Raw genomic sequence first — 25,316 nt, forward strand, 5'->3', positions numbered from 1 at the left:
GTTAGCCAAATTATATTGATAAGGATTGCCACAACAGAAGTGCTGCATAGCTACGCCACGGCGACCAAGTCTCGGCGCGCAACAATAAATGTTTCTCATTACAGCGTGCGCTTAGGTCATCACTCGCCGCCTTCTGCAACCCCAAATCACCAGCGGGAAACGCATTCGAAAAACGCAACGCTCGCATCGCAATGTATTGCGCGGTCCATTCTCCAATACCGGGCACGGCTTTTAAGTGTTTAACGACCTCATTCAATTCCATCCCAGGCGCTGTTTGTAATCCACCCGCTACCGTAAAACGGGCAAACTCTTGTATGGTCGCGGCACGCTTCTTAGGCACGCCTATACTCGCGATGTCTTCAATGCTTAAGGTCGCTAATTTTTCTGGCGAGGGGAAGTGATGTGTCACTTCTGACCACGGCGTTATTATCGGCTCACCAAATCTTTGCACTAAACGACCCGAAACGGTGGTCGCTCCAACCACGCTGACCTGCTGGCCTAAGATTGCTCGAATCGCCAATTCAAAAGCATTAAAACTGCCGGGTACTCGTAAACCCGGTGTACGAGTAATTTGTTGTGCCAACAGAGGATCTTTCTGTAAGTGTTGAGCGATCAATACAGGATTGGCCTCAACATCAAATTGTTGGCGAATTTGTGATAGTAGTGGAAGCAGGACTGTACTTAAACTGGGAGCGATATCGACTTGTAATTGTTGCTTATCGGCTAAATGGCTGACCTGAACCCAACCTTGTTTGCCTTCAATTTGCACACTACGGCGATACCAAGCTTGCTGTAAATCGACGTGCTCAAGACCCGCCATCGCACGTCCATGCAAGTAGTGCAACAAAGCTGCCCAAGCATAAGGTGGACGATATGCAAGTCGTAATGAAATCCCTTGATGGGGACCTGATGTTATGGGCTGACGGCGTATCGATGCTGGAGTCATTTTATAACGTGCCTCAAACAAAGCATTAAAGCGGCGCACACTTCCGAAACCTGCCGCAAATGCAATCTCCGTCATACTCAACTGTGTCTCCTGCAGTAATTTTTTGGCGAATAATAGTCGCTGGGTTTGTGCCAACGCAATTGGACCGACACCGAATTCTTGTAGCATCACGCGGCGCAACTGACGGGAAGACAATCCAACCTGTTGCGCAAAGGTTTCAACACTGCACTCGTTGAGGCTACCGCCGCGTATTTTTTCCCATATCGCATGCGCTAGATTTTGTTGCAAGTTATAGGGTGCCAATTCAGGGCGACAACGCAAACATGGACGAAAACCAGCCTCTTCTGCAGCAGCTTGTGAACTAAAAAAGATACATGAACTCTGACGTGGTGTTTTCACCCGACAAATTGGACGACAATAGATTCCTGTCGTTTTGATTCCGGCAAAAAAAACGCCATCAAAACGAGCATCTTTCGCAGCAAGCGCCCGATAATAGTCTTGCTCATAAGAGAAATTGGGCGGCTGTATTTTTGTCATTTTTTAAGTTAAGGATAAATTTATCCGTAATAGGTATATAAAACAGGAAAGATAATTCAATCGCGTATAAAGTAAAGAGGCAGGAAGTGCGACTAGCTTAAACCGGAATATAACGCGGCATCTAGCCGTTTTCGGACGAACAAGTGTGCTACAAAATTATAATGACCAAAATACATCGCAGGTGACTAGAAATATATGAATGAGCTCATCTCGCGCATAGAATCCTGTTCCAGACGCCATCCGCATCTGGCGATGATTTTATTCCAGCGACTCGAACAATCCGCCTATCAAGAAAAACGTTTATCGCTAGCCTTAGATGCTCTGGTTCGTCGCTTTTTTATTGTTGAGCGCCTCGGTCAAGCGAGCAGCTTAAATGATGAACTCTATAGTGGGTTGCAAAGCGCCGAAAATAGCGGTCTAACCTACCAGGCTGGACGCCTCATGCTGTGCCTGGGCAGAATCCGGTATACCGAGGGAATCTATAACGAAGCAATTCGGTTTTGGACGCGCTGTATCGATTTGTGCCGAATTACGCATGATACCGAGGTCTTAATTGAGGCAAGAATAGGACTAGGTCAAATTTACGACGCCCTAGGAGATTGGGAAACCGCGGCGCGTATCTTGCAAGACATAGGTCAAATACTAGAAACTTTTGACCGCCCCTATCTGAAAAGTAAGCAAGCAATTAATCTGGGTGTAAATAACCTGAACATCGGTAAGTACGCACTTGCCAGAGACTTATTCAAAGAAGCTATCGCCCAGGCAAAGCGCGGCAATATTACCGAATACATTGCAGAAGCGCATTGGTATCTAGGCGTTCTAGCACATCGTGAACAAAATTTTAATTTAGCTTTTGACGAAGTTCACTACGCGCTTCAATTAGCATCGACTTGCCATTATCCATGGCTGTTAAGCGCCGCCGCGAACACCTTAGGCGAGCTTTATGCTGCACAGAATCAAACAGAGCTGGCTATCAGCACCTATCTTGAAGCCTTAAATTATGCAGAGAGAAATGGCTCTCGCGCACAACGTGCACTGTGCTGCGAAGCCTTATCTGCTTTGTATGAACGTAGCGGGCAAACCCAATTAGCCCTGAATTTCGCCCGCTCTCATCATCAATTAAGCAAAGAGATCGCCGATCTCAGCATCATCGATAAATTTACCCAGTTGCGCGAATACGATTTATCAAAAAAACCGCCCGTAGAACTATTGCTGGACTTGTCTTCCAATAGTCAATTAGAAGAGAAAACCCTAAGCGAAGCTTTACGTACTATCTGTGAAGAAGCGCTGCAAATCTTACGGGTGGACTTTATCTGCTTATGGCTCAAAGATCGGCAACGGTTGCGTTGCGAAATGCTTGCCGGTGCTTTGCCCCTGAGTTTTGAAATAGGCAAATGTTTACACCAACAAGATTATCTGAGGTACTTCCAAGTCATCCAGAATTTACACGCTCCTATCGCTACGCATGACTTGCGAATTCATCCTGCAACGAATGAATTAGCCAGCATCTATGAGGGTGCCGAGTTATGTTCGCTATTAGAAATTTCGGTACGATTACACGGTAATCAAATTGGCGTACTCAGTTTCGGTAAAGCACAACAGCGAAAAAACTGGACTCGCGAAGACCTTCTATTTGGTAGCCATATCGCAAATTTAATACAGCAAGTCCTTAGCTTGGACGAATACAGGCAAGCACAAAGCCGGCTGGAAAACCGCGTCGCTGAACGCACCAAAGAACTTCAAGCCAGAACCGAATTGCTACGTACCGCGCATCAGAATATTTTTATTCTTAGTGAAATCGGTAGAGAAATTACATCGCAGCTTGATCGAGAAAGCATCATTAGTACTTTGTACCGGCATGTCCACAAATTAATGCCGGCAGAATTACTGTCGGTAGGTATCTATAAGGCCGAACAAGGCATGATTGATTTTCCCTGCAATATTTTGCGTGGTAAAAATTTATTGCCCTATCACCGCAATTTACAGGATCCCGACTTACTGTCCGTTTGGTGTATTCAACATAAAAAAGCCATTTACATCAACGATATTCATGAAGACTATTTGCACTACATCGGAATCGAGGGTCTGGACAAATTGGTTGCACCAGAGGCATTCGATGCAGAGCACGAAGCGTTCTCTCCCGTTTCCTTAATTTACGTACCGCTGATCGTTAAAGACCGCCTTCTCGGTTTGCTCTCGATGCAAAGTGGCCAACGGAATGCGTTTGAACGTATGCATGTCGATATGTTGACGACCTTAGCTGCGTATACCGCCGTGGCGTTTGATAATGCAGATACCTATCAACAGCTCTCATCGGCACAACAACTATTGATGTCGAAGGAAAAGCTCGCAGCACTGGGTGCTTTGGTCGCTGGTATTGCTCATGAGATCAATACCCCCTTAGGCAATTGCCTATTGACTGCAACAACCTTAAAAGAAAGCTCGACGAAATTTATCCGTCAATTTACTGAAGGCAGTTTAAAGCGCTCAGAGTTCACCCATTTCACGGGCATTTTGAACGAAGCCAATGACATGTTAATGCGCAATTTACTCAATGCCAGTGAACTCGTTAGCAGCTTTAAACAGGTATCGGTAGATCAAACTAGCCAACAAAGGCGCACGTTCAACTTGCTCAAAACTAGTCAGGAAGTCGTGCGTACCATGCAAAGTCGTATCAATAAACAAGGCCATCAAATACAAATCGAGATTCCCGAGGCAATTGTCATTGATAGCTACCCCGGACCATATGGGCAGGTGATTACGAATTTTATCAATAATGCTTTACTACATGGTTTTGAAGATCAAACAGATGGTCTGATGCGCCTGCGTGCCAGCCAGATTGATCATCAACACGTCAAAATATGTTTTAGTGATAATGGAGCGGGTATATCTACTGAACATCTACGGCGCGTATTTGATCCCTTCTTCACCACCAAACTTGGACATGGAGGTAGCGGTTTGGGAATGAATATTGTGCACAATATTGTGACGGATTTGTTAGGTGGCAGTATTAATGTCGAAAGCGCTATTGGAGCAGGTACGACTATTACCTTAATCCTGCCAGTCAATACCCTAAATACCATCACAGGACCCAATTAGGGTTGTCGCATCTCGTAGAAAATAGCAATGTCATAAAAAAACGCCTCTCATTTGACTGAGAGGCGCGAAGTCCCACCAAGAACCGTTGTGCTGTATTTTTTCTTAAGCAGCAAAATTGCCTGCGAATTTCCTTAACTGATTAGGAGTGGTAAGCAGACTCACCATGACTTGTAATATCCAAGCCTTCACGCTCTTCATCTTCTGGTACGCGCAAACCGATGACCAGATCAACCAATTTGTAAGCAATAACCGAAACGACGGCCGACCATAAAATCGTCACACCAACTGCGGTTGCTTGTGTTGTGACTTGGCCAACGATACTGTAAGCATCGGCAGACATTTTGTTGGTGACATAATCAAAAATACCTTGACCACCCAATGCCGGTGAAGCAAAGACACCAGTCAACAAAGCTCCCAGGATACCGCCTACACCATGGACGCCAAATACGTCCAGCGAATCATCCGCACCGAGCAATCGTTTCAAGCCATTCACGCCCCACAAGCAGACAAAACCGGACGCCAAACCAATCAATAAACCGCCCATAGGACCGACAAAGCCGCAGGCTGGCGTGATGGCGACCAAACCAGCAACAGCACCGGAGGCCGCGCCCAACATGGAAGGCTTACCTTTGCTCATCCATTCGCCAAATACCCATGAGACAGTCGCGGCAGCAGTCGCCAATAGAGTATTGACGAAAGCGAGGGCAGCAATATCATTCGCTTCATATGCAGAACCCGCATTGAAACCAAACCAACCCACCCATAACAGGGATGCGCCGATCATCGTCATCGTTAAAGAATGTGGTGCCATCGCTTCTTTACCGTAACCGACACGCTTGCCTATCATGAAAGCACCGACCAAACCAGCGACCGCCGCATTAATATGAACCACCGTGCCGCCAGCGAAATCAAGTGCCCCCATTTGGAACAAGAAGCCTGCCTTCGCTGTTTCTGTCGCCAATGTCGCTGCATCTTTAATGGCATCCGGACCAGTCCAGAACCACACCATGTGGGCAATCGGCAGGTAACTGAAAGTAAACCAGATCACAACAAATGCCAGCACCGCTTTGAACTTCGCACGCTCTGCAAACGCACCGATAATCAAACCGCAAGTAATAGCGGCAAAGGTCGCTTGAAATGCAGCGAAGACAAATTCTGGCAGTACGACGCCCTTAGAAAATGTCGCGGCGGTAGTGAAGGTCGCTTGTACCGGATCCCAAATACCCTGTAACAATACGCGGTCAAATTTACCGATAAAACGACCACCTTCTGTGAAGGCTAAGGAGTAGCCATAGATACACCACAGTACGATGATGACTGCAAAAATCATAAACACTTGCAGCAATACGGACAGCATATTTTTGGCGCGCACTAAGCCACCATAAAACAAGGCCAAACCTGGAATTGCCATCATAGTGACTAACAAGGTCGCAACTAACATCCAAGCTGTGTCGCCCTTATTGGCAGTTGGTGCAGGTGTTGCTGGAGCAGCTGCGGGTGCCGCCGGAGTTGCAACACCTGTCGCCGCTGTTGACGCGCCGTCGGTCGCACTGGCGGCTGGTACAGGAATACTGGCTGCTTCCGTTATTGCGGCAGCAGTGACAGATGAACTGATAGCAGCACTTGCGCTTGCCGGCGTATCTTCTGCCTTTGCCACGGCATTTTGCGCCATCCCCAATGTCATTGCCATTGTCAATGAGCAGGCAGCTCCCGCGAAAAATTTCATTAATTTATTCATGTTTTGCTCTCGTCGATTAAAGTGCTTCGTTGCCGGTTTCACCGGTACGGATACGCACTACCTGTTCCAGGGAATATACGAAAATTTTGCCGTCGCCAATCTTGCCTGTACGTGCGGCGGTTTCGATAGCTTCAATGGCACGATCAACGATATTGTCTTCGACCGCTGCTTCGATTTTTGTTTTTGGCAAAAAATCGACGACGTATTCAGCGCCACGGTACAGCTCGGTATGCCCTTTTTGACGACCAAAGCCTTTTACTTCGGTCACAGTGATACCTTGCACACCTAATTCAGAAAGTGCTTCGCGCACTTCGTCCAACTTAAAAGGTTTAATAATTGCCGTAATCAGTTTCATGATGGTCTCGGTGATATTTTTAATTCGGTCAAAGGAAATTAGAACGCTTTCACTGCCGACAAAACCAAACTGGTCTTGCCAGTAAATTTGCCTGCCGGAGTGACATACAGCTTATCGCCAGCGCTGGTACCGATGACTGCTAAGCTGAAATTAACGCCAACCAATTCTTTGGTGACGCCGAGTTTCCAATCGTTATACGAATAGGAAGTATTGTTTTTGACGGTTTGACGACCGTAGTGCAAATTCAATGTGTAACCTTCACTCATTTCAATATTTGCGCCGAGATCCAGATAGCCACTGTTCTTGCTATTCACAAAGCCAAACAGATTAGTTACTGAGTGTGAGTATTTTGCATACACCGGACCGCTACTGATTTGGCCATAGATTTCGGTCGTGTTTGCGTCAGCAAAACCAGCGATATTTTTCAGACCGTTGCTAGGATAAACATAAGATAAAACTCCGAAATCGTAGTTCACATCTTTCGTTATTTCGCCACGCTTACCAGCATATAAATCCATTTCCAAATTGCCGTCGCCACCGGCATCTTTGGTCCATTTAATCGTGGATAACCAAGTACCTGCATAAAAGCCATTATTGTTATTGACGTAGTCAGCACCGCCTTGCAAAGCCGGTTGCAAACGTGTTTGCGAGATACCACGATAGCGATAATCACTGACGGCACCGAGGTTAAAACTCACTTCATGTTCTGGCTTGGCTTCCTGCGCGTTTGCAGTGCTAACCAGCATGCCATTTGCAAAACAACTACTGATGAGCGCACAAAATAAAATCTTTTTCATAGTGATTTTCCTGTTCTTCAAGATGGTTTCTAAATGGATGCATTGCTTGTTACTAAATAAAGCTAAATATTGCTAAATCTTTTCTTTGCGCTCATTTCTCTCACGTGAAGAATGTATAGCTACACAAAGGCTTTAATGAGCTACTAGCAGGACTCGTGCCAGTTTTATTGCGGTGCGCAAAATTGACAGGAAATGACGTAGGAAAATAGTAGTGGTATGCTCAAATCGGCTAGAGCACTCTGTGAGGCGGATCATTTTTCGAAAAAAGCTCAATGACGCGCTGGGTACACAAAATACCGAAACATAATATATAATTTGCATTTATTTATATTAATAACGGTTTTTTTGCACTAAAATGACGCAAAACTGATTCGAGAAAAATCTATAATGCACCGGAAATGCCCTTTTCCAGCAAATAATTTACTGTCAAGCAAGACATTACCCATTCACTATAGGAAATTTTTCATGGAACCGAATCAATTTTTCAATGACATGCAAACCAAAATGCAACAGGTTTTGGACAACTCGCCGGCCAAAGATATAGAAAAAAACGTCAAAGCATTTATGAGCCAAGGGTTTGCAAAGCTCGACTTAGTCACACGCGAAGAATTCGACATTCAGGCGGATGTACTAGCAAAGACCCGCAGCAAATTAGAAGCATTAGAAGCGCGAGTAACTGAGCTGGAAAACAAGTTAAGCGCCCCATAAACAGTCTTTTCACCATGTCAAGGCAGACTCGAGATCATGGCACTGGCAGTTCTTAAAAGTCGCGCCTTAAATGGCATGGAAGCACCGGAAGTCACTGTCGAAGTGCACCTCGCCAATGGCTTGCCCGCCTTCACCATCGTCGGTTTGCCTGAAACCGAAGTCAAAGAATCGAAAGATCGCGTACGCGCGGCTTTACAAAATGCACGCTTTGATTTCCCGGCTCAGCGCATTACAGTCAACCTAGCGCCAGCTGATTTACCAAAAGAATCAGGACGTTTTGATTTGCCAATTGCCTTAGGTATTTTGGCGGCGTCCGGTCAAATTCCATCTGATGCGTTGGATCAATATGAGTTTGCTGGTGAATTATCACTCTCCGGCGAACTCAGACCCATCCGTGGTGCCTTGGCGATGACTTTTGCCATCTGCAAAAGTGCGGAGCGCGATCAAATTCCTGCGCGTGCGTTTATGTTGCCTCAAGAAAATGCCGAAGAAGCAGCCCTCGTCAGTGAAGCACGTATTTTTCCCGCATTGAGCTTGTTACAGGTATGCGCCCACTTCGCTGGAATCGACGCAGAATCGAAGATCCAGCCTCATCGAAGTCAACCTCATCCAAGACAAACTAGCTATCTCGATTTTAGTGATGTTAAAGCACAAGGACAGGCGAAACGGGCATTAGAAGTCGCAGCCGCAGGTCGGCATAGCATACTATTAATGGGTCCTCCTGGTACCGGAAAATCGATGTTGGCGAGCCGATTTCCTGGTATTTTGCCAGGAATGACGGAGCAAGAAGCCTTAGAATCTGCCGCCGTACAATCGCTAAGCAGTGGGTTTGGAATAAGCAAGTGGAAACAAAGGCCATACAGAAATCCGCATCACACGGCATCGGCGGTAGCCTTAGTTGGTGGTGGCGGAACCCCACGACCGGGCGAAATTTCCTTGGCACATCATGGCGTTTTGTTCCTCGACGAACTTCCTGAATTTGACAGAAAAGTCTTAGAGGTATTGCGCGAACCTTTAGAATCCGGTCATATTCATATATCACGAGCAGCAAAACAAGCTTGTTTTCCGGCACGATTCCAATTAATTGCCGCCATGAATCCCTGTCCTTGTGGATACTTTGGACACAGCAATGGCAAATGCCGTTGTACACCTGACGCAGTAATACGCTATCAGGCGAAAATTTCTGGTCCTCTGCTCGACCGGATCGACATGCAAATTTCAGTCCAAGCCTTGCCACATGAAGATTTATTTACCCCAACCCAGGCTGAAAGTAGCAGTACGATACAGCAGAGGGTAGATGCAGCATTCCAACGTCAATTACAGCGTCAAGGAAAAGCCAATAATTTGCTAACGACGAAGGAAATTGATTTACATTGCCAGACCGATGGTGCGACTGAACAACTGTTACGCCATGCCATGTTAAAACTTAACTGGTCTGCACGTGCCTACCATCGAGTACTGAAAGTAGCGCGCAGCATTGCTGATCTGACGAATAGCCCACAAATTCAGCAAGCGCATGTGGCGGAAGCGATACAGTATCGGCGTGCATTGCGTGAAGCTTAATGTACCGCAATAAGAGTTTCGCAATTTTTTAGACTTTAGCTTACACTGTTACTTAGCAGTAAGTACTTTAGGCATGCATTACTGCAACATAACAAGCCTTTGTTCCATCTCCTTAGTTCTATTTCTCAATCTAAGTTTTTTAATTAGATTTCTTAGTTTTCATGAATAACGAACAAACAGCTGTTTGACAAACGTCAGAATGCGCTGAACTACGGCCAGTTTACTACAACAAAAGTCGAGGTTTTTAGATGAGTATCAAACGCAGAATTTGGGCACTCCCCATTATCGCTACGGTCATATTCGGTATCGGAATCGCCGCCAGCGTGTATTTTTCGACTACCGCGATGAATTCGATTAAGACTACCGAAAGAATCGATTATCCCGTCTTAGATCGTGCCAAGAATATTCAGGCTGACGTGCAGGGAATTGTCGATGCTTTGAAACAAGCGGTTGGTGAAGACGACAAAAAAGGTATCGATGCAGCTGGAGAACGTGCAAAAAAAGTAAAAGAGAAGTTTAGAAATTTGAGTAGCTTGCCAGGACAGCAAGCACTTGGTGATCGCTTGGCGAAAGAGTTTGACGCTTATTACTCGCCTGCGATTAGCGTTGCCAAAATTATGCTGGGTGTCGATCAAGGTGATCCGCAAGCGGCGATTGGGCAAATGCAAAGCTCGCTCAAGATTCTAGAAGACGATTTGAAAAAAACCGTCGATACAGCACAAGCACAGTTTACCGCGGGAATTGATCGCAGCGCCGATAACGTCAACCGGGTCTTATGGACCGTCATTGCCGCTGGTGTGATTGTGACACTGGTGCTGGGAATCGTCTCGTATTTCATTATTCGCACAGTCTGGGAACAATTAGGTGGTGAACCTGAATATGCTCAAGAAATAGCCTCGGCTGTTGCATCAGGCAACCTCACGATGCAGATCGACGTTGAGCGTGGCGATACGAGTAGCCTATTGGCTGCATTAAGCGAAATGCAGACTCGTTTGCAAAACATGGTTTCTGAAATTAAGACTTCTGCTGAAACCATTAAAGTCGCTAGTGCTGAAATTGCTATGGGAAATACTGATTTGTCCTCACGGACCGAATCACAAGCAAGCAGTCTGGAAGAAACGTCAAGTTCAATGGAAACTATGACGGAAACCGTCAGACAAAATGCAGACAACGCGCGGCAAGCAAATAAAATGGTACAAACAGCGTCAGAAGTCGCCGTCAAAGGTGGCGAAGTTGTAAGTCAAGTAGTCACTACGATGGATGAAATTAATCAGTCGTCGAAAAAAATTGTCGATATCATTAGTGTCATTGACGGGATAGCTTTTCAAACGAATATCTTGGCATTAAATGCGGCGGTTGAGGCCGCCCGTGCGGGTGAACAAGGTCGTGGTTTTGCGGTTGTAGCATCTGAAGTTCGCAGCTTGGCACAGCGTAGTGCAGCGGCGGCGAAAGAGATCAAGACTTTGATTGGTGACTCGGTAGACAAGGTCAGGACTGGTTCCACTTTGGTTGATCAGGCTGGTCATACTATGGAAGAAATCGTCGCATCAGTGAGACGTGTCAGCGATATCATGTCTGAAATTACTGCAGCGAGCCAAGAGCAAAGTACGGGAATTCAAGAGATTGGTTCTGCCATCAATCAAATGGATGAAATGACGCAACAGAATGCCGCCTTGGTTGAAGAAGCTGCTGCAGCGGCCGAGTCTTTAGAAGAGCAAGCAGATTTGTTGACGAAGGCCTTGAACGTCTTCAAATTAAATCCAGCTTATGGAACGACAAAAGCAGTCAAACACCCGCAACAATCTCGTTCAAATCAAAAACCAACCGTCCGAATTAAGGCTGCGCCGACTGCCAAGCCTGCAGTAAAACCTGTTGCAATGCATAGCGAAAAACCTACAGATGATTGGGAAGAATTCTAGGGGCTACTCAGCACTCAACGAGAGAGACAAAAGCCTTAAATTAAAATAGGGCTCGTTTTCGCCTTAGAAAGCCGGATCTTTGTGCAATCAAAGTTCCGGCTTTTTTTTGACTAGTTTGCAATAAAATCAGTTACAAGGTAAGTAGGCCTGTGCCAAACGCACCCAATAACTTGCACCAATTGGCAGCAAATCGTCGTTGAAATCATAACTTGGATTATGCAAATTGCAGGGGCCTAGTCCATGTCCAAAACTGCGATGTTGCCCGTCTCCATTTCCCAGAAAAACATAACAACCTGGTTTCGCTTGCAACATATAAGCAAAATCTTCCGCGCCCATCGTTGCTTCGACTTCAGCATCAACCCGTGCCTTACCTACCAAGTCACGCATCACTTCAATGGCAAATTGGGTTTCATTCTCATGGTTGATCAAAGGTGGATAGTTGCGCTTAAATTCAAACTCAATTTCAGCATCGAAGGCGCTCGCTGTAGACCGCGCAATTTTTTCCATTCTGGACTCAATTAAGTCAAGAACTTCTGTGCTGAAGGTGCGCACGGTACCAATTAATTTTGCATCATCGGGAATCACATTTGTGGCGCTACCGGAATGTATCTGCGTCAACGACAAAACCGCCGGCTCTAAAGGATTCACATTTCGACTGATGATGGTTTGCCAGCTTTGCGCAATTTGCACCGCAATCATTACCGGATCAATGCCTTTCTGTGGCTGCGCCGCATGAGCACCTTTGCCTCGGACGGTCACTTCGAACTCGTTCGAAGAAGCCATCATACCGCCGGTTTTCACCCCAAACTCACCGACCGCCAAGCCGGGCCAGTTATGCATACCAAACACGGCATCCATCGGGCACTGCTGAAACAGACCTTCTTCTATCATGCGACGGGCGCCACCACCACCTTCTTCTGCTGGTTGAAATATCAGATAAACAGTGCCATCAAAATCTTTTGCTTGCGATAGGTAGCGCGCTGCACCTAATAACATCGCTGTATGGCCATCATGCCCACAAGCATGCATTTTTCCGGCGCTTTGAGAGGTGTGGGAGAATTGATTGATTTCTTGCATTGGCAAGGCATCCATATCTGCCCGTAAACCCAGTGCCTTTGGACTATTGCCACGCTTGATTACACCGACGACACCAGTGCCGGCTAAGCCCTGAATTATGGGAATTCCCCATTCCTCTAATTTTTTAGCGACAAGCTCGGCAGTCCGGAACTCTTCAAAACATAATTCTGGATGTGCATGGATATCTCGACGAATTGCTTGAATCTCTTGGTGAAATTCTAAAATGGGATCTAATAGTTTCATACTTGTCTCCAAACGGCACTAACTACATCAGAGTTAGAGTGTAAATCATTTCCATAGACTAAGTCCTGAGTAAAGTATTGCCGCTTTACGGGATTCATGGCGCTGGATTTTTTAGCGACGAGAGTGTTTTTCAAGGCGCTCCAAGATATATATTTGCTTTATATCTGGTATACGAAAATGCAAGAAGACTTATTTGCTGCACTGCGATAAAGTTACACCTGTCTCCTCCAACACCTACTAAGGTTTGGACTTAACCCGCAGCTTAGGCTAGCGGGTTTTTTTTGTCTAAATACTTTGTCACTTGGTCTATTTACGAAAAAAAACAGCGCTGTCAGCGCTGTTTTTATGAGTGATTGGCAATTCTCTTTTATATCAATGCAATAAAACTGACTGTCCCATATAGGAATCAAATTTTGCTAGAAAATCATCTATTTCCTCTATGCTAGGCTCGTTGGAAATCAATTCTTGCACATCCTGCCGGAAGGCTTCAGCCTGTATGCCGCCAATAAAACATTCACGACGCACGGACTTATCGGTAATTTCATAGCCACCAAAGCGCAATGTTTCATGATCTGTTTGAGCACCAAATTCGACCACACTATATTGGTCGCTATTATAGATAATATTCATTTTGTTCTTCCTCAATCTCGTCGCAATTTATATTCAAGAACAAATCAGGTGCTTTTGATCATTGTCAGGGCTCTCAATAACAACAAGCCCATATGAATAGTTACGGCATGGAAAGGGTTGAACTTTAGCTCAAAGGATTATTTCATTTTCACATTTCACTAATTGCGCATACTGAGCTTGAGAAAATATACTTTTTAGCGATGACAAATGCTGCGCATCGTTAATCGCAATGTATAAATGAGCAAGACGTAGACGTAACAGACGTTGGAAAGTCACACGCATGGCTATTTGTCCAATACAACAAAAACAACCTGGAGCTATACGTTCTACGCTTAAGAGACTTGAATTTTCTAGTATTAGTTGCCCGCTTGGTAGACCTTCTAGCAATACCCCCGATTTTTTATTCGGTTGCGCTGGTGAGTGATCGGCTAAGGCGGTAGCTATCCAGACTTCACGTTCTGTATAGCTACCGCCCGCAACTAGAATTAGCCCGGTAAAATTATTCGCCGCGCTTACCATATTTGACCGACTCGACCCCAAGTTGCTTCAACTTGCGATACAAGTGAGTGCGTTCTAAACCGGTTTTTTCGGCAACACGCGTCATGCTGCCCCCCTCGCGATGCAGATGATATTCGAAATAAATCCGTTCAAACGCATCTCTCGCTTCACGTAAAGGCAGATCAAACGATAAATTATTGAAGGAATGCTGATTATTCTGCAGCATGTGATTTCCCATTGAAAAATCACGACTTTCATAGTTACCAGAATTAGCTGTAAAGGGAGCGCTGGATACAAGGTTTGACGTTGTTTCAGACACATTTATTCGGGCTACTGGGACGACGGGGCGCGGCACTTCCACATTACGGGTCAAGCCTTGCTGTACCGCCTTTAATAGCTTTTGCAAGGCAATTGGTTTTTCAAGGAAGTTTAAAGCACCGATACGTGTCGCTTCGACCGCGGTGTCAATCGTAGCGTGACCGGACATCATAATCACGGGCATCGTCAATAAACCATCACGCTGCCATTCTTTTAATAAGGTCACACCATCGGTATCTGGCATCCAGATATCGAGTAAAACTAAATCTGGACGCGATTGCGCTCTAGCTTCACGTGCTTGTTGTGCATTTTCTGCTAATTGAACGACGTGTCCCTCATCGCCCAAAATTTCCGAGAGTAGCTCTCGAATTCCCATCTCGTCATCGACGACTAATATGTTTGCCATAAATCTACCCTAAACCCCTACTCCGATATATACGTGATGTCATTCTTCTCTAAGGAAGCTCTTGATCTTGATGAGATAAAACCCCGAATCATACTGGGGTATTTACATCCGGTGCTAACTTTAACAGCAAAATCGAAACTTTGGCACCGTTTGAATCAGTTCGATTCTGAATATCGATCTTACCACCGTGCTCATCAACTATTTTCTTCACCATCGCCAAGCCTAAACCAGTGCCGCGAGGCTTTGACGTGGCGTATGGCTCAAAGGCTCGTGCCAATATTTTATTTGAAAATCCAGGGCCATTATCAATCACTGACAAACGTACCGCCAATCGTTCAGTTTTATCGGCACCAATATAATGCACAATCTCGGCAATCACATCAATCCGTGGCGCCTGACCCGCTCTTACATGCTCACTCACTGCGTCCTGCGCATTCTGTAATAAATTATGTATGACCTGACGTAACTGCGTCGCGTCCCCCATAATTAAAGGTAAATCAGATTCAATCTGCAAATGAATAATATCGCGCCCATCGCCGGATAAGTATAAATGCAAAACATCATCAATTAAGGCTGTCAGATTGATCTTTGATAAAACTGCTTGCGGAATTTTTGCATAGTCCCGGAAATCATCGACCATGCGCTTCATCGAAGTCACCTGATTTACTATCGTAGTTGTGCTCTTATTGAGAAACTGTGCATCTACTTCATTTAATTTATCCACCAGCTTCATTTGCAAGCGCTCAGCAGATAATTGAATTGGCGTCAGCGGATTTTTAATTTCGTGGGCCAGTCGTCGCGCGACTTCACCCCAGGCAATCGAACGCTGTGCAGAAATAATATTTGTAATATCATCAAACACGATGACAAAACCAACCTGTGAGTCGACGGGCAAATGTGAGCCACGCGCCAATAAGGTCACTCCCTTATCTTCCTCAGTGTTAAAGCCGATGTGACTAGCTTCGCCTATGCCTTCAAATACCGAACTAGGCAATTCGATCTGTTGTTGCCAATGTTCCTGCTCTGGTCCACCAGCAGATTGCGCATGCTGCTCGGAAAAGGCCTTGTCGATAGCGGCGGCAAAAACTTGTAATCCCTGAATCTCGGAAATCGGCCGGCCAATTTCTTTCTCCAACTCACGACGTAAAATTCGCCCTACCGAATGATTGCAACTGACCAAACACGCATTCTGATCTAACACCATCACACCTGCTGACATATTGCCCAAAACTGATTCTAGGTAGGCTTTCGCATTTTCAAGCTCATTGCGGTTTTGTTCAACCGCAGAACGGGCTTCAAATAGTTGATGCGTCATCGTGTTGAACGATTGCGTGAGACTTCCTAATTCGTCCGAGGTGGTCGTTATTGGACGCGGGGATAAATTACCTTCTGCCACCGCTTTGGTACCTTCTGCCAATAACAACAAGGGACGGGCAAGTTCACCGGAAATAAAGAACGCTGCCGTAATTGCACCGAAGATGGCGAACAACAAAAGAAGGGTTAGCGTCACCAGATACATGTTCTTTAAACCGTTACGACTAGACGAACGCTCGCGATGTTCAGCAATCGCATTCGTAAATACTTTCGCCTGCGTATCTAATAAATCTGGTACTGGCTGAATCACCTGCAAATAATGACTTTCCTTTTGAAAACGAGAATCGACGCCCGTCGATTGCAAAGGAATAATGACCCGTAAAAATTCTTGACTGCCGTTTTCAGGATTGGTGTTCTGATGCGCTTCGGTGAACAAATTACGTGTAGCATCCTCACCAGTGTGGTCAACATGACTGCTAAATTGAGAATATTTACCTTCAGCCCGCGCGGTTTGTATCATTCCAGCGGTGGGCAATTCAGGCACTAATACCCCTGGAAATTCATTGGTCGTCGCGACGACCCGGCCGCGATTACTCACGATGGTCGCTTCTTTAACTTGCATTTGCTCGCGTAAGCGTGACAATCGGATTGGCAATGAAGAGGACATCGCACTATCTGCCACATCCGCCAGCTGATTCGCCATACTGCGGGCTTTACCTTCTAGGTCTTTCAAGGTGTAATCCAAAGCTGTGTGCCCAAGATTAACGCCCGAATTCAGTAAGGGATCAAGTTTAACGATGAACCAAGAGTCTATTGAACGCGTCACAAACTGCACTGACACGAGATAAATGAGTGCACCAGGCAATATGCCAGTTAAGGCAAATAAAATCACCAAGCGCGTCATAATCCGCGAACCAAATTCACGTTGACGATAACGACGTATAAGTTGCCATAGCAGGGCGGTGACCATCGCCAACAGGCCAAACGCAACCACCGCATTCGCCATTAACAGTAAGGGAAGATTTTCATTGATGGCGCGAAAGCGACTGGAGTTTTCAGTCGCCGTCATCAAGATAAATAAAAGGACGCTCATCAGAACGCCGCCAACGACTAAACCTTGCCGCAAAAATCTCGTCACTTGTCGTCAGCCTTGAAGGTAAATCGTTTCCAATCGGAGGCCAAACGCCAGTCACTATTGCTAAACGACGTAATTAACATCGGTTTTGATAACTGATTACTATCTAACTTCAAACGTACCCCGACGTTATAAATGGCACCTGGATTCAAGACATTTTTTTCAGCGACCAACCACCGGCGTGGACGCCAAACCAGAGCCATGGCTTCTTCTAGGCTATTAAAATTTTGTTTTAGACCCCCATTCACAGCCGCCGTATATTGGCGACGCCAGAGGTCATATTGAATTTTAACGGTTTGCGATGAGCGTATAGTTTTTTCATCAAACCAATACCAACGCGGACGATTAATTTCAACTTCGGCAGTAAATGAAACCGGTATGCCTTCGTTAATTGCGCTCTTTAAATCGGGTCCAAGTTCAAACGAAAACGACACGAAAACACGATAACCTTCATCGGTGCTTTCTAATTTCGCATTCATCACCTCCACCCCATTCGCTTGTGCAGGGGCGGATGAAAACAGCATGGGCGCAAAACACATCAGCGCCCATGCAAAGAATAACGATCGCGAAAAGTGGATCAAACGGATGAACATTTAAAATACTAGAGAGTCCTCAATCAACCAAGATAAACCACATGTAAACTGTATCAATTTTTATTACTTCCGCAACCCAAGCAATAGAAAAAGACACTCGACACGAGTGTCATAGGATCTACGCAAAATTGCGCAAGCTAGGCGTAGAGCTGAAGACAGTAAGGCTATGCGAACACCCCGACGTCAGCAACTTTTTTGCATAAATCCTATGTTGTTGACATCATAACTTGAAACAAAGTTCACGCCGCTGGTTTTTGGAATAAGGCATAAAACAAACCATCATGTTCGTTGTTGATATCCGACGTTGGTAATAATTGACCCGGGGCATCCAGGCGGATTGCACCATGTTTCGCCACAAAGTCTTGTGCTTGCTTTTCTGATTCAATGGGCCAGATTGAACAGGTTACTAATAATAATTTTCCACCAGGTTTTAACATACGCCACAAATTATCCAAAATCTTACTGGACGTAACTGCTAATTGTGCTGCATCAGTCTTACGGCGTAACCAACGGATATCAGGATGACGACGAACCACGCCAGAAGCCGTACAAGGGACGTCAGCGAGAATGCGATCGAATTGTTGTCCATCCCACCAGTTTGACCAACTAGCATCGCCTTCTTTAATTGTCGCGAATAATTGTAAACGCGCCAAATTCTCATGAATTTTCTCTAAACGTTTAGCATCAACATCCAGCGCCAATAAGTCGACTTTAGCCAACTCCAAGATATGGCTGGTTTTACCGCCTGGCGCGGCGCAGGCGTCTAACACCTTATGTCCATCTTGTACATCCAATAAAACCGCAGCAAGTTGCGCTGCAGCGTCTTGTACTGATACCACGCCACTAGAAAACCCAGGGATATTCTGGACTGGCACCGGTTTATGCAAACGTAGGGCAAACGGTCCTATTTGACTCGCTTCAATTTGTTCTTGTTGCAATAGCTGTATATAATTTTCGACAGTACTTAAGCGCTGATTCACGCGTAAAGTCATCGGTGGCGGCGTATCAGCCGCCGCTAAAATTTCTTGCCAATTTTGTGGATAAGCCGTTTTGCATTGATCAACCCACCATTGTGGATAATTCCAACGTGCTGCAGCCTGTTTTAAAACGACGGGTAATAATTCTGATTTTTCACGCAGAAAGCGGCGTAACACCGCATTAACCATGCCTTTCGCAAACACCATATTCGGTGAGGATGCGGCGGCATTCACAGCTTGATCGACCACCACAAAATCGTCATACGGCGCTTCATCGACATTTTCTGTCGCTAACAAAGTAAGTGTGCAACACATTAAACCGTAGAGCAGTGGCGGTTCTGGTGGTTTGCTGGTCATCAATGCGATTAAGGCATCGACGCGTCCAACTTGACGCATGGTTCGATAAGCGATGTCTTGCATCGCCCCTCTAGCCTGAGGGCTGGCATCCATCTGCGTAAATACTCTAGATAGCGCTTGCGGTAATGCGACACCTTCCAATACATAGGCAACCGCTTGTGCTGCACCCACCAAACTAAACGCTAATGAATCTGCTTTGATTGTTAAGGTTTCTGGGTCGGGTGCTTTAGGTTTTACAGATTCTTTGGTGTGCACTCTGGACTGATTTTTATTGACACCGGACTTAGCTTTTTTGAGTTCAGGCCGCGTCAAAATTTTTCTACTAGATTCAACCATCTCAATTTCCGATACTTAATTTACTTATTTATTATTGTCACTGATTAGTTATCACTGATTACTGCGGCGCTGGCATAAAATCATTTTCTTCTAACCAAATTCTAACGTCTTCAAAAACCTGTAAGGCTTCCAATTCGTTAAAGACTTCATGATAGAAACCAGGATAAATTTGGGTTTTCAGATAATGCCCATGAGAACTCGCATTTAATTTTGTCGAAAAATTCTTTGTGCCTTGGGGATTCACAACCAAATCGCCATCTGCTATCAACAAAAGTGTAGGTGTTTTTAATTCTGTCGTGTGCGCTTTTACATATTGCATCGCATCTAGCATGCTTTGAAATAGACTAGCGCTAATCCGAGCATGCACTAAAGGGTCATTTTGATAAGCAGCGACAACTTCACTGTCATGCGATAAATAGCGTCCGTTGGTACCATGCCCAACCCCTAGATGCGGGATTATTTTTCGACTGATTTTAAAGAGGAACTTTTCTAGCCAACTGGTGCGAACGGAAAACGCTGGGGACGACAAAATCAAACCACTTAATGGTGTGAGTCCCTCTAAAGCAAAACGAGTAGCAAATAAACCGCCCATACTATGTGCTAAAACAAATGGCGGCTGTTGCAATTGCTTAGAAAAATCAGCGATTACTAAACGTGTATCGCGCAAAATTGCATCCGAATCGGGAATATCACCGCGCCCACCAGATGATTGCCCATGTCCACGCTGATCGAAACTTCTAACCTTAAAACCTAAAGCATTAAAAAATCTGGCAATGTGAACGTAACGTCCGGAATGCTCACCTAAACCATGCATGATCACGATACCAGGTACGTTCGCTGATGAATCCCTAGAATCATGCAGTGAAATTTGCACTGGCCAATCACGAACAAACAGAGAGGTACCATCTTGGGTTTCTAAAAAGAATTCCTCCGTATGCTCTACGTGCGCAGTCATAGTCTTATACACCCCACAAAATGTCAGTTTGCTCTTTACTCGCCGCCTTAAGCATCTCTAGCAATGGGAATAGACGCGCTGATAAAGTCACAGTATCCAATTTCTTTTTCTTTTCAAATTCATCCAAGTCATCATCTTCTTCTTTTTTTTCCTGAAGTTTTCTTTGGTTCTTATCTTCTTCTATCAGCTTTTCTATCTGCGCAATCGCGCCCGGAATCTCGGAAGCTGTAATGACTCCCCTGTCCACTTTTTTTTCTAGAAGTTCTAATACCACAGCAATATGTTCTTTATACATAATGACTTCAGCAGCAGCTTTGGATTTAAAAATAATTAACATAATCACTCATTAAAAAAACAGACTAAATAGTTTTCACAATTTATACAGCACTCACAATTTTTAGAGTGGTACTTAATTGAATTTCAGTGAACCAAAAAACATATCCATGACTTCAGGTGTAAACGCTTTGTCATTACCAAGCATGACCGCTTGAACAATCCAAGGCCCATGTTGCGTAAAACGGGCGACTAATTTTATGGCTTGCCCATTTTGCGATTTTCCAATGGCCGTAATCGTATTTTTAGGCGCATCCGTCGGTGTTGGCTGCGTGATCGTAGCTTGAATATTTTTTAGCATTCCAGCTTGCATGGCACTTAATGCTCGTTGTTGTTGCGCCAACAACATGGGTTGATCTACAGATTTATCTTCAATTTTGGCATAGGCAATCGCAAAACTAATTTGATTCACGTCCGCCGCGGTCATATGTAAATTCACCTTGATACCATCCAAATCAACTTCTCTGACATGGCTGGCAGGTTTACCTGGAAAAAGGGCGATGATGGGCGCATCCTGGCTTCTAAATTCGCGCCAATCGAATTTAGGTGTGCAGGCATTGATCCCCAATAAAGTAATCAGTATCAGTAAATATCTAAAATACTTCTTCATTCCCTATTTCTTTCTACTATTTGTATAAATACTACTGCTGACATTTCTGCAGACATTTATCTAGGCACAAAGCTCAATTTCATGGTTAGGCTCCATTGTAGGTCAAGCCCGCTGCTAACTCATATCAAAATCCCGCGCAATCTGCATTTATCACTAGAAAAGCACAAAAACAGGCTTTCTTAATGAAGAGTGAACATTTCGGCCGCCACTTATCGCGTGAAATTACCTTTGAGCTATACGTTTATGCGCTTAATCGCAGACCGCTAGAGCTGTTTTTTTCTCGGTGCTACTGTGTATCCATACAAACAGCAATTCAAATCCGAATCACACTTAAACAGCACCGAGAGGAGAACGAAATGTCAGATCAAGAAAAACAAATCTCATTGGATACGAGTACGACAAATTTTACAGAAAACACGGCAGAAAATTCATCACATACAAGGAGCAAGACCATGAACTCAACGACCAAAAACCCTGTCCTCGAATTCGTTTTGAACGTAACAGAAACTGCCAAATACATTTGGCAACACTATGTTGAATGGATTATCGATGTCTCATGGGGAAAATTGTTTCTTGCCTGCTTATTGACTTTAATCATTGGCGGACTTTTATCGGTACACGCACTTGCAAACTGGTTGGTGATTGGTTCTTTATTATTGAAATGCTTTATCGGTAAAGAAGATCACGTTACCCAAGCACAAACGATGAAACAAACGACAGAGCAATTTGCAGAAAAAACAGCAGAAAAAAAACCGGATGAGGAGAGCTAAGATGGATGCGGGCGATAAAAATAAAGTTCTCTTATTCATGCTGGATGTAGCAGAAACGGGCAAAGAATTTTGGTGGAGATTTTTTGACTGGTTAGCGGTGATCTCTTGGAGCTACCTCGTATTTGTTTCTGTGTTGGCGATGATCATCGGTGGTATTTTAGGTTTAGGAAGTTTATTACCTTTATTGGTATTTGCCTCCATCATGATCAAGAGTTTGGCCGGCGGTAAGCGTCGCGCTGAAATTGCTGCTAGCGATGCTTCCACCAGAGCCGATGTTGAAGCTTTAGAACGTCGTGTATTGGAAGCTGAAATGGCAACTTTACAAGCCCAGATCGAACCCCATTTTTTATTTAATACCTTAGCGTTAATTGGTCAGTTGATTGAAACTGATCCACATCAGGCTTCCATCGTACATACACATTTAATCAAATATTTACGTGCAGCATTGCCGCAAATCCGCGAACAAGGTGGTGGAAAACTTGGACAACAATTGGCGTTATCGCGTGCTTATTTGAATATTATGCAAGCGCGTATGCAAGAGCGTTTAACGTATCAAATTGAATGCCCAGTAGCACTTGAACATGCTGCATTCCCATCCATGATGATACAAACCTTAGTGGAAAATTCAATCAAACATGGTCTAGAACCTAAAACCGATGGCGGCCATATCAGTATCCTTGCGCGTCAAGGTGAAGGTGAAATTCAAGTGGAAGTTTGTGATAACGGCATCGGTTTTGATTTGCATGCGGACGATGGAATTGGTCTTAGCAATATTCGTGAACGCTTAAAAGTATTGTATGGCGTCAAAGCGAGTTTAATCATTGAAGTACCAGAAACTGGTGGCGCTAAATTGACTTTGCATATTCCTGACGTTCAGTAGCTTAAGTAAGCTCAATGGCATTATTTTTATCAAATTAATTCGACTAAAAAAACAAAATGATGACCCCTATTACCGCCATGATTGTTGATGATGAAGCACCGATGCGTGCACATTTGCGTAGTAAATTGAAACAAGTTTGGCCGGAACTTAACATTGTCGCTGAAGCCGCAAATGGCATTTTGGCGATTGAAGAAACAGAACTACATCATCCACATATTATTTTTCTGGATATTCGTATGCCTGGAAAAAATGGGATTGAGGCAGCTAGTCAATTGGCTCAAAAAGCGCTTATTATTTTTGTTACTGCTTACGATGAATATGCGATCCAAGCTTTTGAACGTGGTGCGATGGATTATTTATTAAAACCTATTGATATCGAGCGATTACAACAAACTTGCCTACGTCTGCAACAAAGATTAACCGAAAAAAATTCTGAATATTTTGCATTAGCTGAACCTGCTGTACCGCCATCAGAACAAGCAAAAGATCTCAAACAATCACAACAAGTCGAACAATTATTAACGCAATTAATGCAACAGCAACAAGCTCAACAGAGAGAATATCTACGTTGGATACAAGCTAGTGTGGGCAATAGTTTGCGCATGATCAGCACCAAAGAAATTTTATTTTTTAAGTCTGATGAAAAATATACCTTGGTACAAACAGAACAAACTGAATTTTTAATTCGTAAAACGTTAAAAGAATTAGAGGATGAATTAGATCCTAAAGAATTTTGGCGTATCCATCGATCGACTTTGGTGCGGGTTAGTGCTATCGCCGAAGTGACGCGTGATTTTCGTGGTCGACAGATGCTAGGTTTAAAAGGTTCTCCTGAAAAACTCGAAGTGAGCCGCAATCATACCCATTTATTTCAACAAATGTGAATTATTTCAGCAGCTTTTTTAAAGTCGATAAAATATGTTTTTTTCCTTTAATTGAATAAGTTTATATATATGAATAGTAGTAGTTGTTAACGGTAAAGAATTTTGTGGATAAGCCTAAATTACACACTAAAATCAAGGCTTTAGAAAAAACATAAGTAGGCGGAAAATCTTTGTATGAGAACTCAACAATTTTTGTATAAGTTTTCTGACTTGAATAAGTGAGATGGTTTTACACATAATCTGCAAAGCTTATCCACAGCTTTATCCACAAAAAATAATTTAATATTTATTCTTCGTTTGTTGTGGATTTGCTTTATTAGTTCTTATTTTCAAAATACTTTTTCAAAATTCCCAAGGTATACGGCGCAGCAACGTTTTTTACAAAACTTTGAAAATCGATGTGCGCGGTTTCATCTGCACTATCCGAAATTGTTCTTAAGATACCAAACGCCAGTGCGTGTTCTTCACATACCTGGGCAATTGCTGCGCCTTCCATTTCTACAGCGAGTAAGTCAGGCAGCACCCGTTTTAAATTACCCAATACTTGCTTGTCGTGAATAAATTGATCACCACTGCCTATTAGGCCAGTGTGCATCTGTACTTTTTGTAATTGAAACTCTTGAATTTGTTGTGGAGAGAAATGCTGCTGTATTTCCTCGATAAACGCTTGAGTCGCATTTTGTAGCTCTAGGTATAAATCTGGTGGGGCTAAGAAACGTGATTTCCCGCTTAAGGGAATTTCAAAACGCGGAAACAGGGGGGATGCATCCATATCGTGTTGTAGCAGCTCTTGAGCAATCACGATGTCTCCCACCTTTAATCTTGCATCAGCAGCGCCTGCAACGCCGCTTAGAAGCAGTTGAGCCACGTGAAAATGATGGATTAAGAGATTGGTTGTGCTGGCAGCAGCAACTTTTCCTATACCGGCTAAGACCATGACTACGGGATGCCCCCATAAATTGCCTTGTATGAATGTCCGTTTAGCAAAGTGATGAAGTTCTTGGTCAGTGATTAAAGCTTGCAATCCTTCTTGTTCTTCGCGCATAGCGAAGATTAAGCCTGTGGTGTTAGGTTTGATTGAAATAGACATGTGCTTTTAAAAAAATGAAGAATAAAGAAAGCAGCTTTGTTTTGTATACATAAGGTATATATATACATAGTAGTAGTAGTTAACGTCGCTGATTTTTGTGGATAACTACGTTTACTAAAATGAAATCAAAGGTTTAGGCCAAGGATAAAGTCTAGGACAATGCTTGTACAGAAAAAGAATAGATTCTGCATAAGATTTTGGCTGTGGAAAGCTCAGGTTGTTTTGCACATACCTTCCTCAAGATATAC

22 protein-coding genes are annotated in these 25,316 nt (G+C 44.2%); 7 read left to right on the plus strand and 15 right to left on the minus strand.

Annotated elements, in window-relative coordinates; all coding sequences use genetic code 11:
* Positions 1 to 10: 10 nt before the first annotated feature.
* Positions 11 to 1,483: an AlkA N-terminal domain-containing protein gene (locus ACO0KW_RS11115; protein ID WP_423053144.1), complete on the minus strand. Its 1,473-nt coding sequence runs from the start codon at positions 1,481 to 1,483 to the stop codon at positions 11 to 13.
* 195 nt (positions 1,484 to 1,678) lie between these two features.
* Here ACO0KW_RS11115 and ACO0KW_RS11120 point away from each other — a divergent pair, with 195 nt between their 5' ends.
* A complete protein-coding gene (locus tag ACO0KW_RS11120) occupies positions 1,679 to 4,582 on the plus strand; it encodes an ATP-binding protein (RefSeq protein ID WP_423053145.1) in 2,904 nt (967 codons plus the stop codon).
* Between the two features lie 139 nt (positions 4,583 to 4,721).
* On the opposite strand, the gene ACO0KW_RS11125 is transcribed toward ACO0KW_RS11120, so the two are convergent.
* From ACO0KW_RS11125 to ACO0KW_RS11135, 3 genes are read right to left on the minus strand one after another with little or no spacing between them, the layout of a single operon-like run.
* Complete coding sequence (locus ACO0KW_RS11125) at positions 4,722 to 6,320, minus strand: ammonium transporter (protein ID WP_423053146.1); 1,599 nt, start codon at positions 6,318 to 6,320, stop codon at positions 4,722 to 4,724.
* Positions 6,321 to 6,336: 16 nt separating this feature from the next.
* On the minus strand, positions 6,337 to 6,675 hold the full coding sequence (locus ACO0KW_RS11130) for a P-II family nitrogen regulator (RefSeq protein WP_186891440.1): 339 nt from the start codon (positions 6,673 to 6,675) through the stop codon (positions 6,337 to 6,339).
* Positions 6,676 to 6,713: 38 nt separating this feature from the next.
* Positions 6,714 to 7,472, minus strand: coding sequence for a TorF family putative porin (locus ACO0KW_RS11135; RefSeq protein WP_423053147.1), 759 nt, complete (start codon positions 7,470 to 7,472; stop codon positions 6,714 to 6,716).
* Positions 7,473 to 7,937: 465 nt separating this feature from the next.
* Between ACO0KW_RS11135 and ACO0KW_RS11140 the strand changes: the two genes are divergently transcribed.
* From ACO0KW_RS11140 to ACO0KW_RS11150, 3 genes are all read left to right on the plus strand, one after another.
* Positions 7,938 to 8,180, plus strand: a complete 243-nt coding sequence (locus ACO0KW_RS11140) for an accessory factor UbiK family protein (RefSeq protein WP_423053148.1) — start codon at positions 7,938 to 7,940, stop codon at positions 8,178 to 8,180.
* Positions 8,181 to 8,216: 36 nt separating this feature from the next.
* Positions 8,217 to 9,743, plus strand: a complete 1,527-nt coding sequence (locus ACO0KW_RS11145) for a YifB family Mg chelatase-like AAA ATPase (RefSeq protein WP_423053149.1) — start codon at positions 8,217 to 8,219, stop codon at positions 9,741 to 9,743.
* A 248-nt stretch (positions 9,744 to 9,991) separates the two neighbouring features.
* Positions 9,992 to 11,662 (plus strand): methyl-accepting chemotaxis protein, encoded by a 1,671-nt coding sequence (locus ACO0KW_RS11150; protein WP_423053150.1) that lies wholly within the window; start codon positions 9,992 to 9,994, stop codon positions 11,660 to 11,662.
* Between the two features lie 126 nt (positions 11,663 to 11,788).
* On the opposite strand, the gene ACO0KW_RS11155 is transcribed toward ACO0KW_RS11150, so the two are convergent.
* The 10 genes from ACO0KW_RS11155 to ACO0KW_RS11200 all read right to left on the minus strand — a co-directional run bounded on the left by ACO0KW_RS11155 (position 11,789) and on the right by ACO0KW_RS11200 (position 21,444).
* Positions 11,789 to 12,982, minus strand: a complete 1,194-nt coding sequence (locus ACO0KW_RS11155; RefSeq protein ID WP_423053151.1) for a M20 aminoacylase family protein — start codon at positions 12,980 to 12,982, stop codon at positions 11,789 to 11,791.
* Positions 12,983 to 13,354: 372 nt separating this feature from the next.
* Positions 13,355 to 13,612 carry a BTH_I0359 family protein gene (locus ACO0KW_RS11160; protein ID WP_423053152.1) on the minus strand — a complete coding sequence of 86 codons (258 nt, stop codon included), beginning with the start codon at positions 13,610 to 13,612 and terminating at the stop codon, positions 13,355 to 13,357.
* Positions 13,613 to 13,741: 129 nt separating this feature from the next.
* Positions 13,742 to 14,131, minus strand: coding sequence for a GTPase (locus ACO0KW_RS11165; protein ID WP_423053153.1), 390 nt, complete (start codon positions 14,129 to 14,131; stop codon positions 13,742 to 13,744).
* The gene (locus ACO0KW_RS11170) at positions 14,112 to 14,834 is read right to left on the minus strand and encodes a response regulator (RefSeq protein WP_423053154.1); all 723 of its coding nucleotides are present in this window, start codon (positions 14,832 to 14,834) and stop codon (positions 14,112 to 14,114) included. Before ACO0KW_RS11170 ends, ACO0KW_RS11165 begins: the two co-directional genes overlap by 20 nt.
* A gap of 88 nt (positions 14,835 to 14,922) precedes the next feature.
* Positions 14,923 to 17,241, minus strand: coding sequence for an ATP-binding protein (locus ACO0KW_RS11175; protein WP_423053155.1), 2,319 nt, complete (start codon positions 17,239 to 17,241; stop codon positions 14,923 to 14,925).
* A gap of 41 nt (positions 17,242 to 17,282) precedes the next feature.
* Entirely contained in the window at positions 17,283 to 17,807 is a 525-nt protein-coding gene (locus ACO0KW_RS11180) for a DUF4390 domain-containing protein (protein ID WP_423053156.1), read from the minus strand.
* A 308-nt stretch (positions 17,808 to 18,115) separates the two neighbouring features.
* Complete coding sequence (gene rsmB / locus ACO0KW_RS11185; RefSeq protein ID WP_423053157.1) at positions 18,116 to 19,546, minus strand: 16S rRNA (cytosine(967)-C(5))-methyltransferase RsmB; 1,431 nt, start codon at positions 19,544 to 19,546, stop codon at positions 18,116 to 18,118.
* Between the two features lie 58 nt (positions 19,547 to 19,604).
* A complete protein-coding gene (locus ACO0KW_RS11190; protein ID WP_423053158.1) occupies positions 19,605 to 20,501 on the minus strand; it encodes a lysophospholipase in 897 nt (298 codons plus the stop codon).
* Between the two features lie 4 nt (positions 20,502 to 20,505).
* Positions 20,506 to 20,838: a DUF1840 domain-containing protein gene (locus ACO0KW_RS11195; protein ID WP_423053159.1), complete on the minus strand. Its 333-nt coding sequence runs from the start codon at positions 20,836 to 20,838 to the stop codon at positions 20,506 to 20,508.
* 72 nt (positions 20,839 to 20,910) lie between these two features.
* On the minus strand, positions 20,911 to 21,444 hold the full coding sequence (locus ACO0KW_RS11200) for a hypothetical protein (protein WP_423053160.1): 534 nt from the start codon (positions 21,442 to 21,444) through the stop codon (positions 20,911 to 20,913).
* 356 nt (positions 21,445 to 21,800) lie between these two features.
* On the opposite strand from ACO0KW_RS11200, the gene ACO0KW_RS11205 reads away from it, so the two are divergent.
* Genes ACO0KW_RS11205 through ACO0KW_RS11215 form a run of 3 tightly spaced genes read left to right on the plus strand, consistent with a single transcriptional unit; the run spans position 21,801 to position 23,978 of the window.
* Positions 21,801 to 22,214, plus strand: a complete 414-nt coding sequence (locus ACO0KW_RS11205; protein WP_423053161.1) for a hypothetical protein — start codon at positions 21,801 to 21,803, stop codon at positions 22,212 to 22,214.
* Position 22,215: 1 nt separating this feature from the next.
* Positions 22,216 to 23,094 (plus strand): sensor histidine kinase, encoded by an 879-nt coding sequence (locus ACO0KW_RS11210; RefSeq protein ID WP_423053162.1) that lies wholly within the window; start codon positions 22,216 to 22,218, stop codon positions 23,092 to 23,094.
* Between the two features lie 56 nt (positions 23,095 to 23,150).
* Entirely contained in the window at positions 23,151 to 23,978 is an 828-nt protein-coding gene (locus ACO0KW_RS11215; protein ID WP_423053163.1) for a LytR/AlgR family response regulator transcription factor, read from the plus strand.
* A gap of 316 nt (positions 23,979 to 24,294) precedes the next feature.
* Here ACO0KW_RS11215 and ACO0KW_RS11220 read toward each other — a convergent pair whose 3' ends face one another.
* Positions 24,295 to 25,068, minus strand: coding sequence for a 5'-methylthioadenosine/adenosylhomocysteine nucleosidase (locus tag ACO0KW_RS11220; RefSeq protein ID WP_423053164.1), 774 nt, complete (start codon positions 25,066 to 25,068; stop codon positions 24,295 to 24,297).
* Positions 25,069 to 25,316: the final 248 nt, after the last annotated feature.

The organism is Undibacterium sp. Ji22W, assembly GCF_049340305.1.
Taxonomy (GTDB): domain Bacteria; phylum Pseudomonadota; class Gammaproteobacteria; order Burkholderiales; family Burkholderiaceae_D; genus Undibacterium.

Bases quoted from the DNA above. Each gene is read 5' to 3' on its own strand.
- ACO0KW_RS11205 (WP_423053161.1), top strand. From the start codon at position 21,801: ATGTCAGATCAAGAAAAACAAATCTCATTGGATACGAGTACGACAAAT.
- ACO0KW_RS11135 (WP_423053147.1), bottom strand. From the start codon at position 7,472: ATGAAAAAGATTTTATTTTGTGCGCTCATCAGTAGTTGTTTTGCAAAT.
- ACO0KW_RS11215 (WP_423053163.1), top strand. From the start codon at position 23,151: ATGATGACCCCTATTACCGCCATGATTGTTGATGATGAAGCACCGATG.
- ACO0KW_RS11125 (WP_423053146.1), bottom strand. From the start codon at position 6,320: ATGAATAAATTAATGAAATTTTTCGCGGGAGCTGCCTGCTCATTGACA.
- ACO0KW_RS11180 (WP_423053156.1), bottom strand. From the start codon at position 17,807: ATGCTGTTTTCATCCGCCCCTGCACAAGCGAATGGGGTGGAGGTGATG.
- ACO0KW_RS11155 (WP_423053151.1), bottom strand. From the start codon at position 12,982: ATGAAACTATTAGATCCCATTTTAGAATTTCACCAAGAGATTCAAGCA.
- ACO0KW_RS11210 (WP_423053162.1), top strand. From the start codon at position 22,216: ATGGATGCGGGCGATAAAAATAAAGTTCTCTTATTCATGCTGGATGTA.
- ACO0KW_RS11145 (WP_423053149.1), top strand. From the start codon at position 8,217: ATGGCACTGGCAGTTCTTAAAAGTCGCGCCTTAAATGGCATGGAAGCA.
- ACO0KW_RS11175 (WP_423053155.1), bottom strand. From the start codon at position 17,241: ATGAGCGTCCTTTTATTTATCTTGATGACGGCGACTGAAAACTCCAGT.
- ACO0KW_RS11120 (WP_423053145.1), top strand. From the start codon at position 1,679: ATGAATGAGCTCATCTCGCGCATAGAATCCTGTTCCAGACGCCATCCG.
- ACO0KW_RS11200 (WP_423053160.1), bottom strand. From the start codon at position 21,444: ATGAAGAAGTATTTTAGATATTTACTGATACTGATTACTTTATTGGGG.
- ACO0KW_RS11220 (WP_423053164.1), bottom strand. From the start codon at position 25,068: ATGTCTATTTCAATCAAACCTAACACCACAGGCTTAATCTTCGCTATG.
- ACO0KW_RS11150 (WP_423053150.1), top strand. From the start codon at position 9,992: ATGAGTATCAAACGCAGAATTTGGGCACTCCCCATTATCGCTACGGTC.
- rsmB (WP_423053157.1), bottom strand. From the start codon at position 19,546: ATGGTTGAATCTAGTAGAAAAATTTTGACGCGGCCTGAACTCAAAAAA.
- ACO0KW_RS11130 (WP_186891440.1), bottom strand. From the start codon at position 6,675: ATGAAACTGATTACGGCAATTATTAAACCTTTTAAGTTGGACGAAGTG.
- ACO0KW_RS11170 (WP_423053154.1), bottom strand. From the start codon at position 14,834: ATGGCAAACATATTAGTCGTCGATGACGAGATGGGAATTCGAGAGCTA.
- ACO0KW_RS11195 (WP_423053159.1), bottom strand. From the start codon at position 20,838: ATGTTAATTATTTTTAAATCCAAAGCTGCTGCTGAAGTCATTATGTAT.
- ACO0KW_RS11165 (WP_423053153.1), bottom strand. From the start codon at position 14,131: ATGGTAAGCGCGGCGAATAATTTTACCGGGCTAATTCTAGTTGCGGGC.
- ACO0KW_RS11160 (WP_423053152.1), bottom strand. From the start codon at position 13,612: ATGAATATTATCTATAATAGCGACCAATATAGTGTGGTCGAATTTGGT.
- ACO0KW_RS11190 (WP_423053158.1), bottom strand. From the start codon at position 20,501: ATGACTGCGCACGTAGAGCATACGGAGGAATTCTTTTTAGAAACCCAA.
- ACO0KW_RS11115 (WP_423053144.1), bottom strand. From the start codon at position 1,483: ATGACAAAAATACAGCCGCCCAATTTCTCTTATGAGCAAGACTATTAT.
- ACO0KW_RS11140 (WP_423053148.1), top strand. From the start codon at position 7,938: ATGGAACCGAATCAATTTTTCAATGACATGCAAACCAAAATGCAACAG.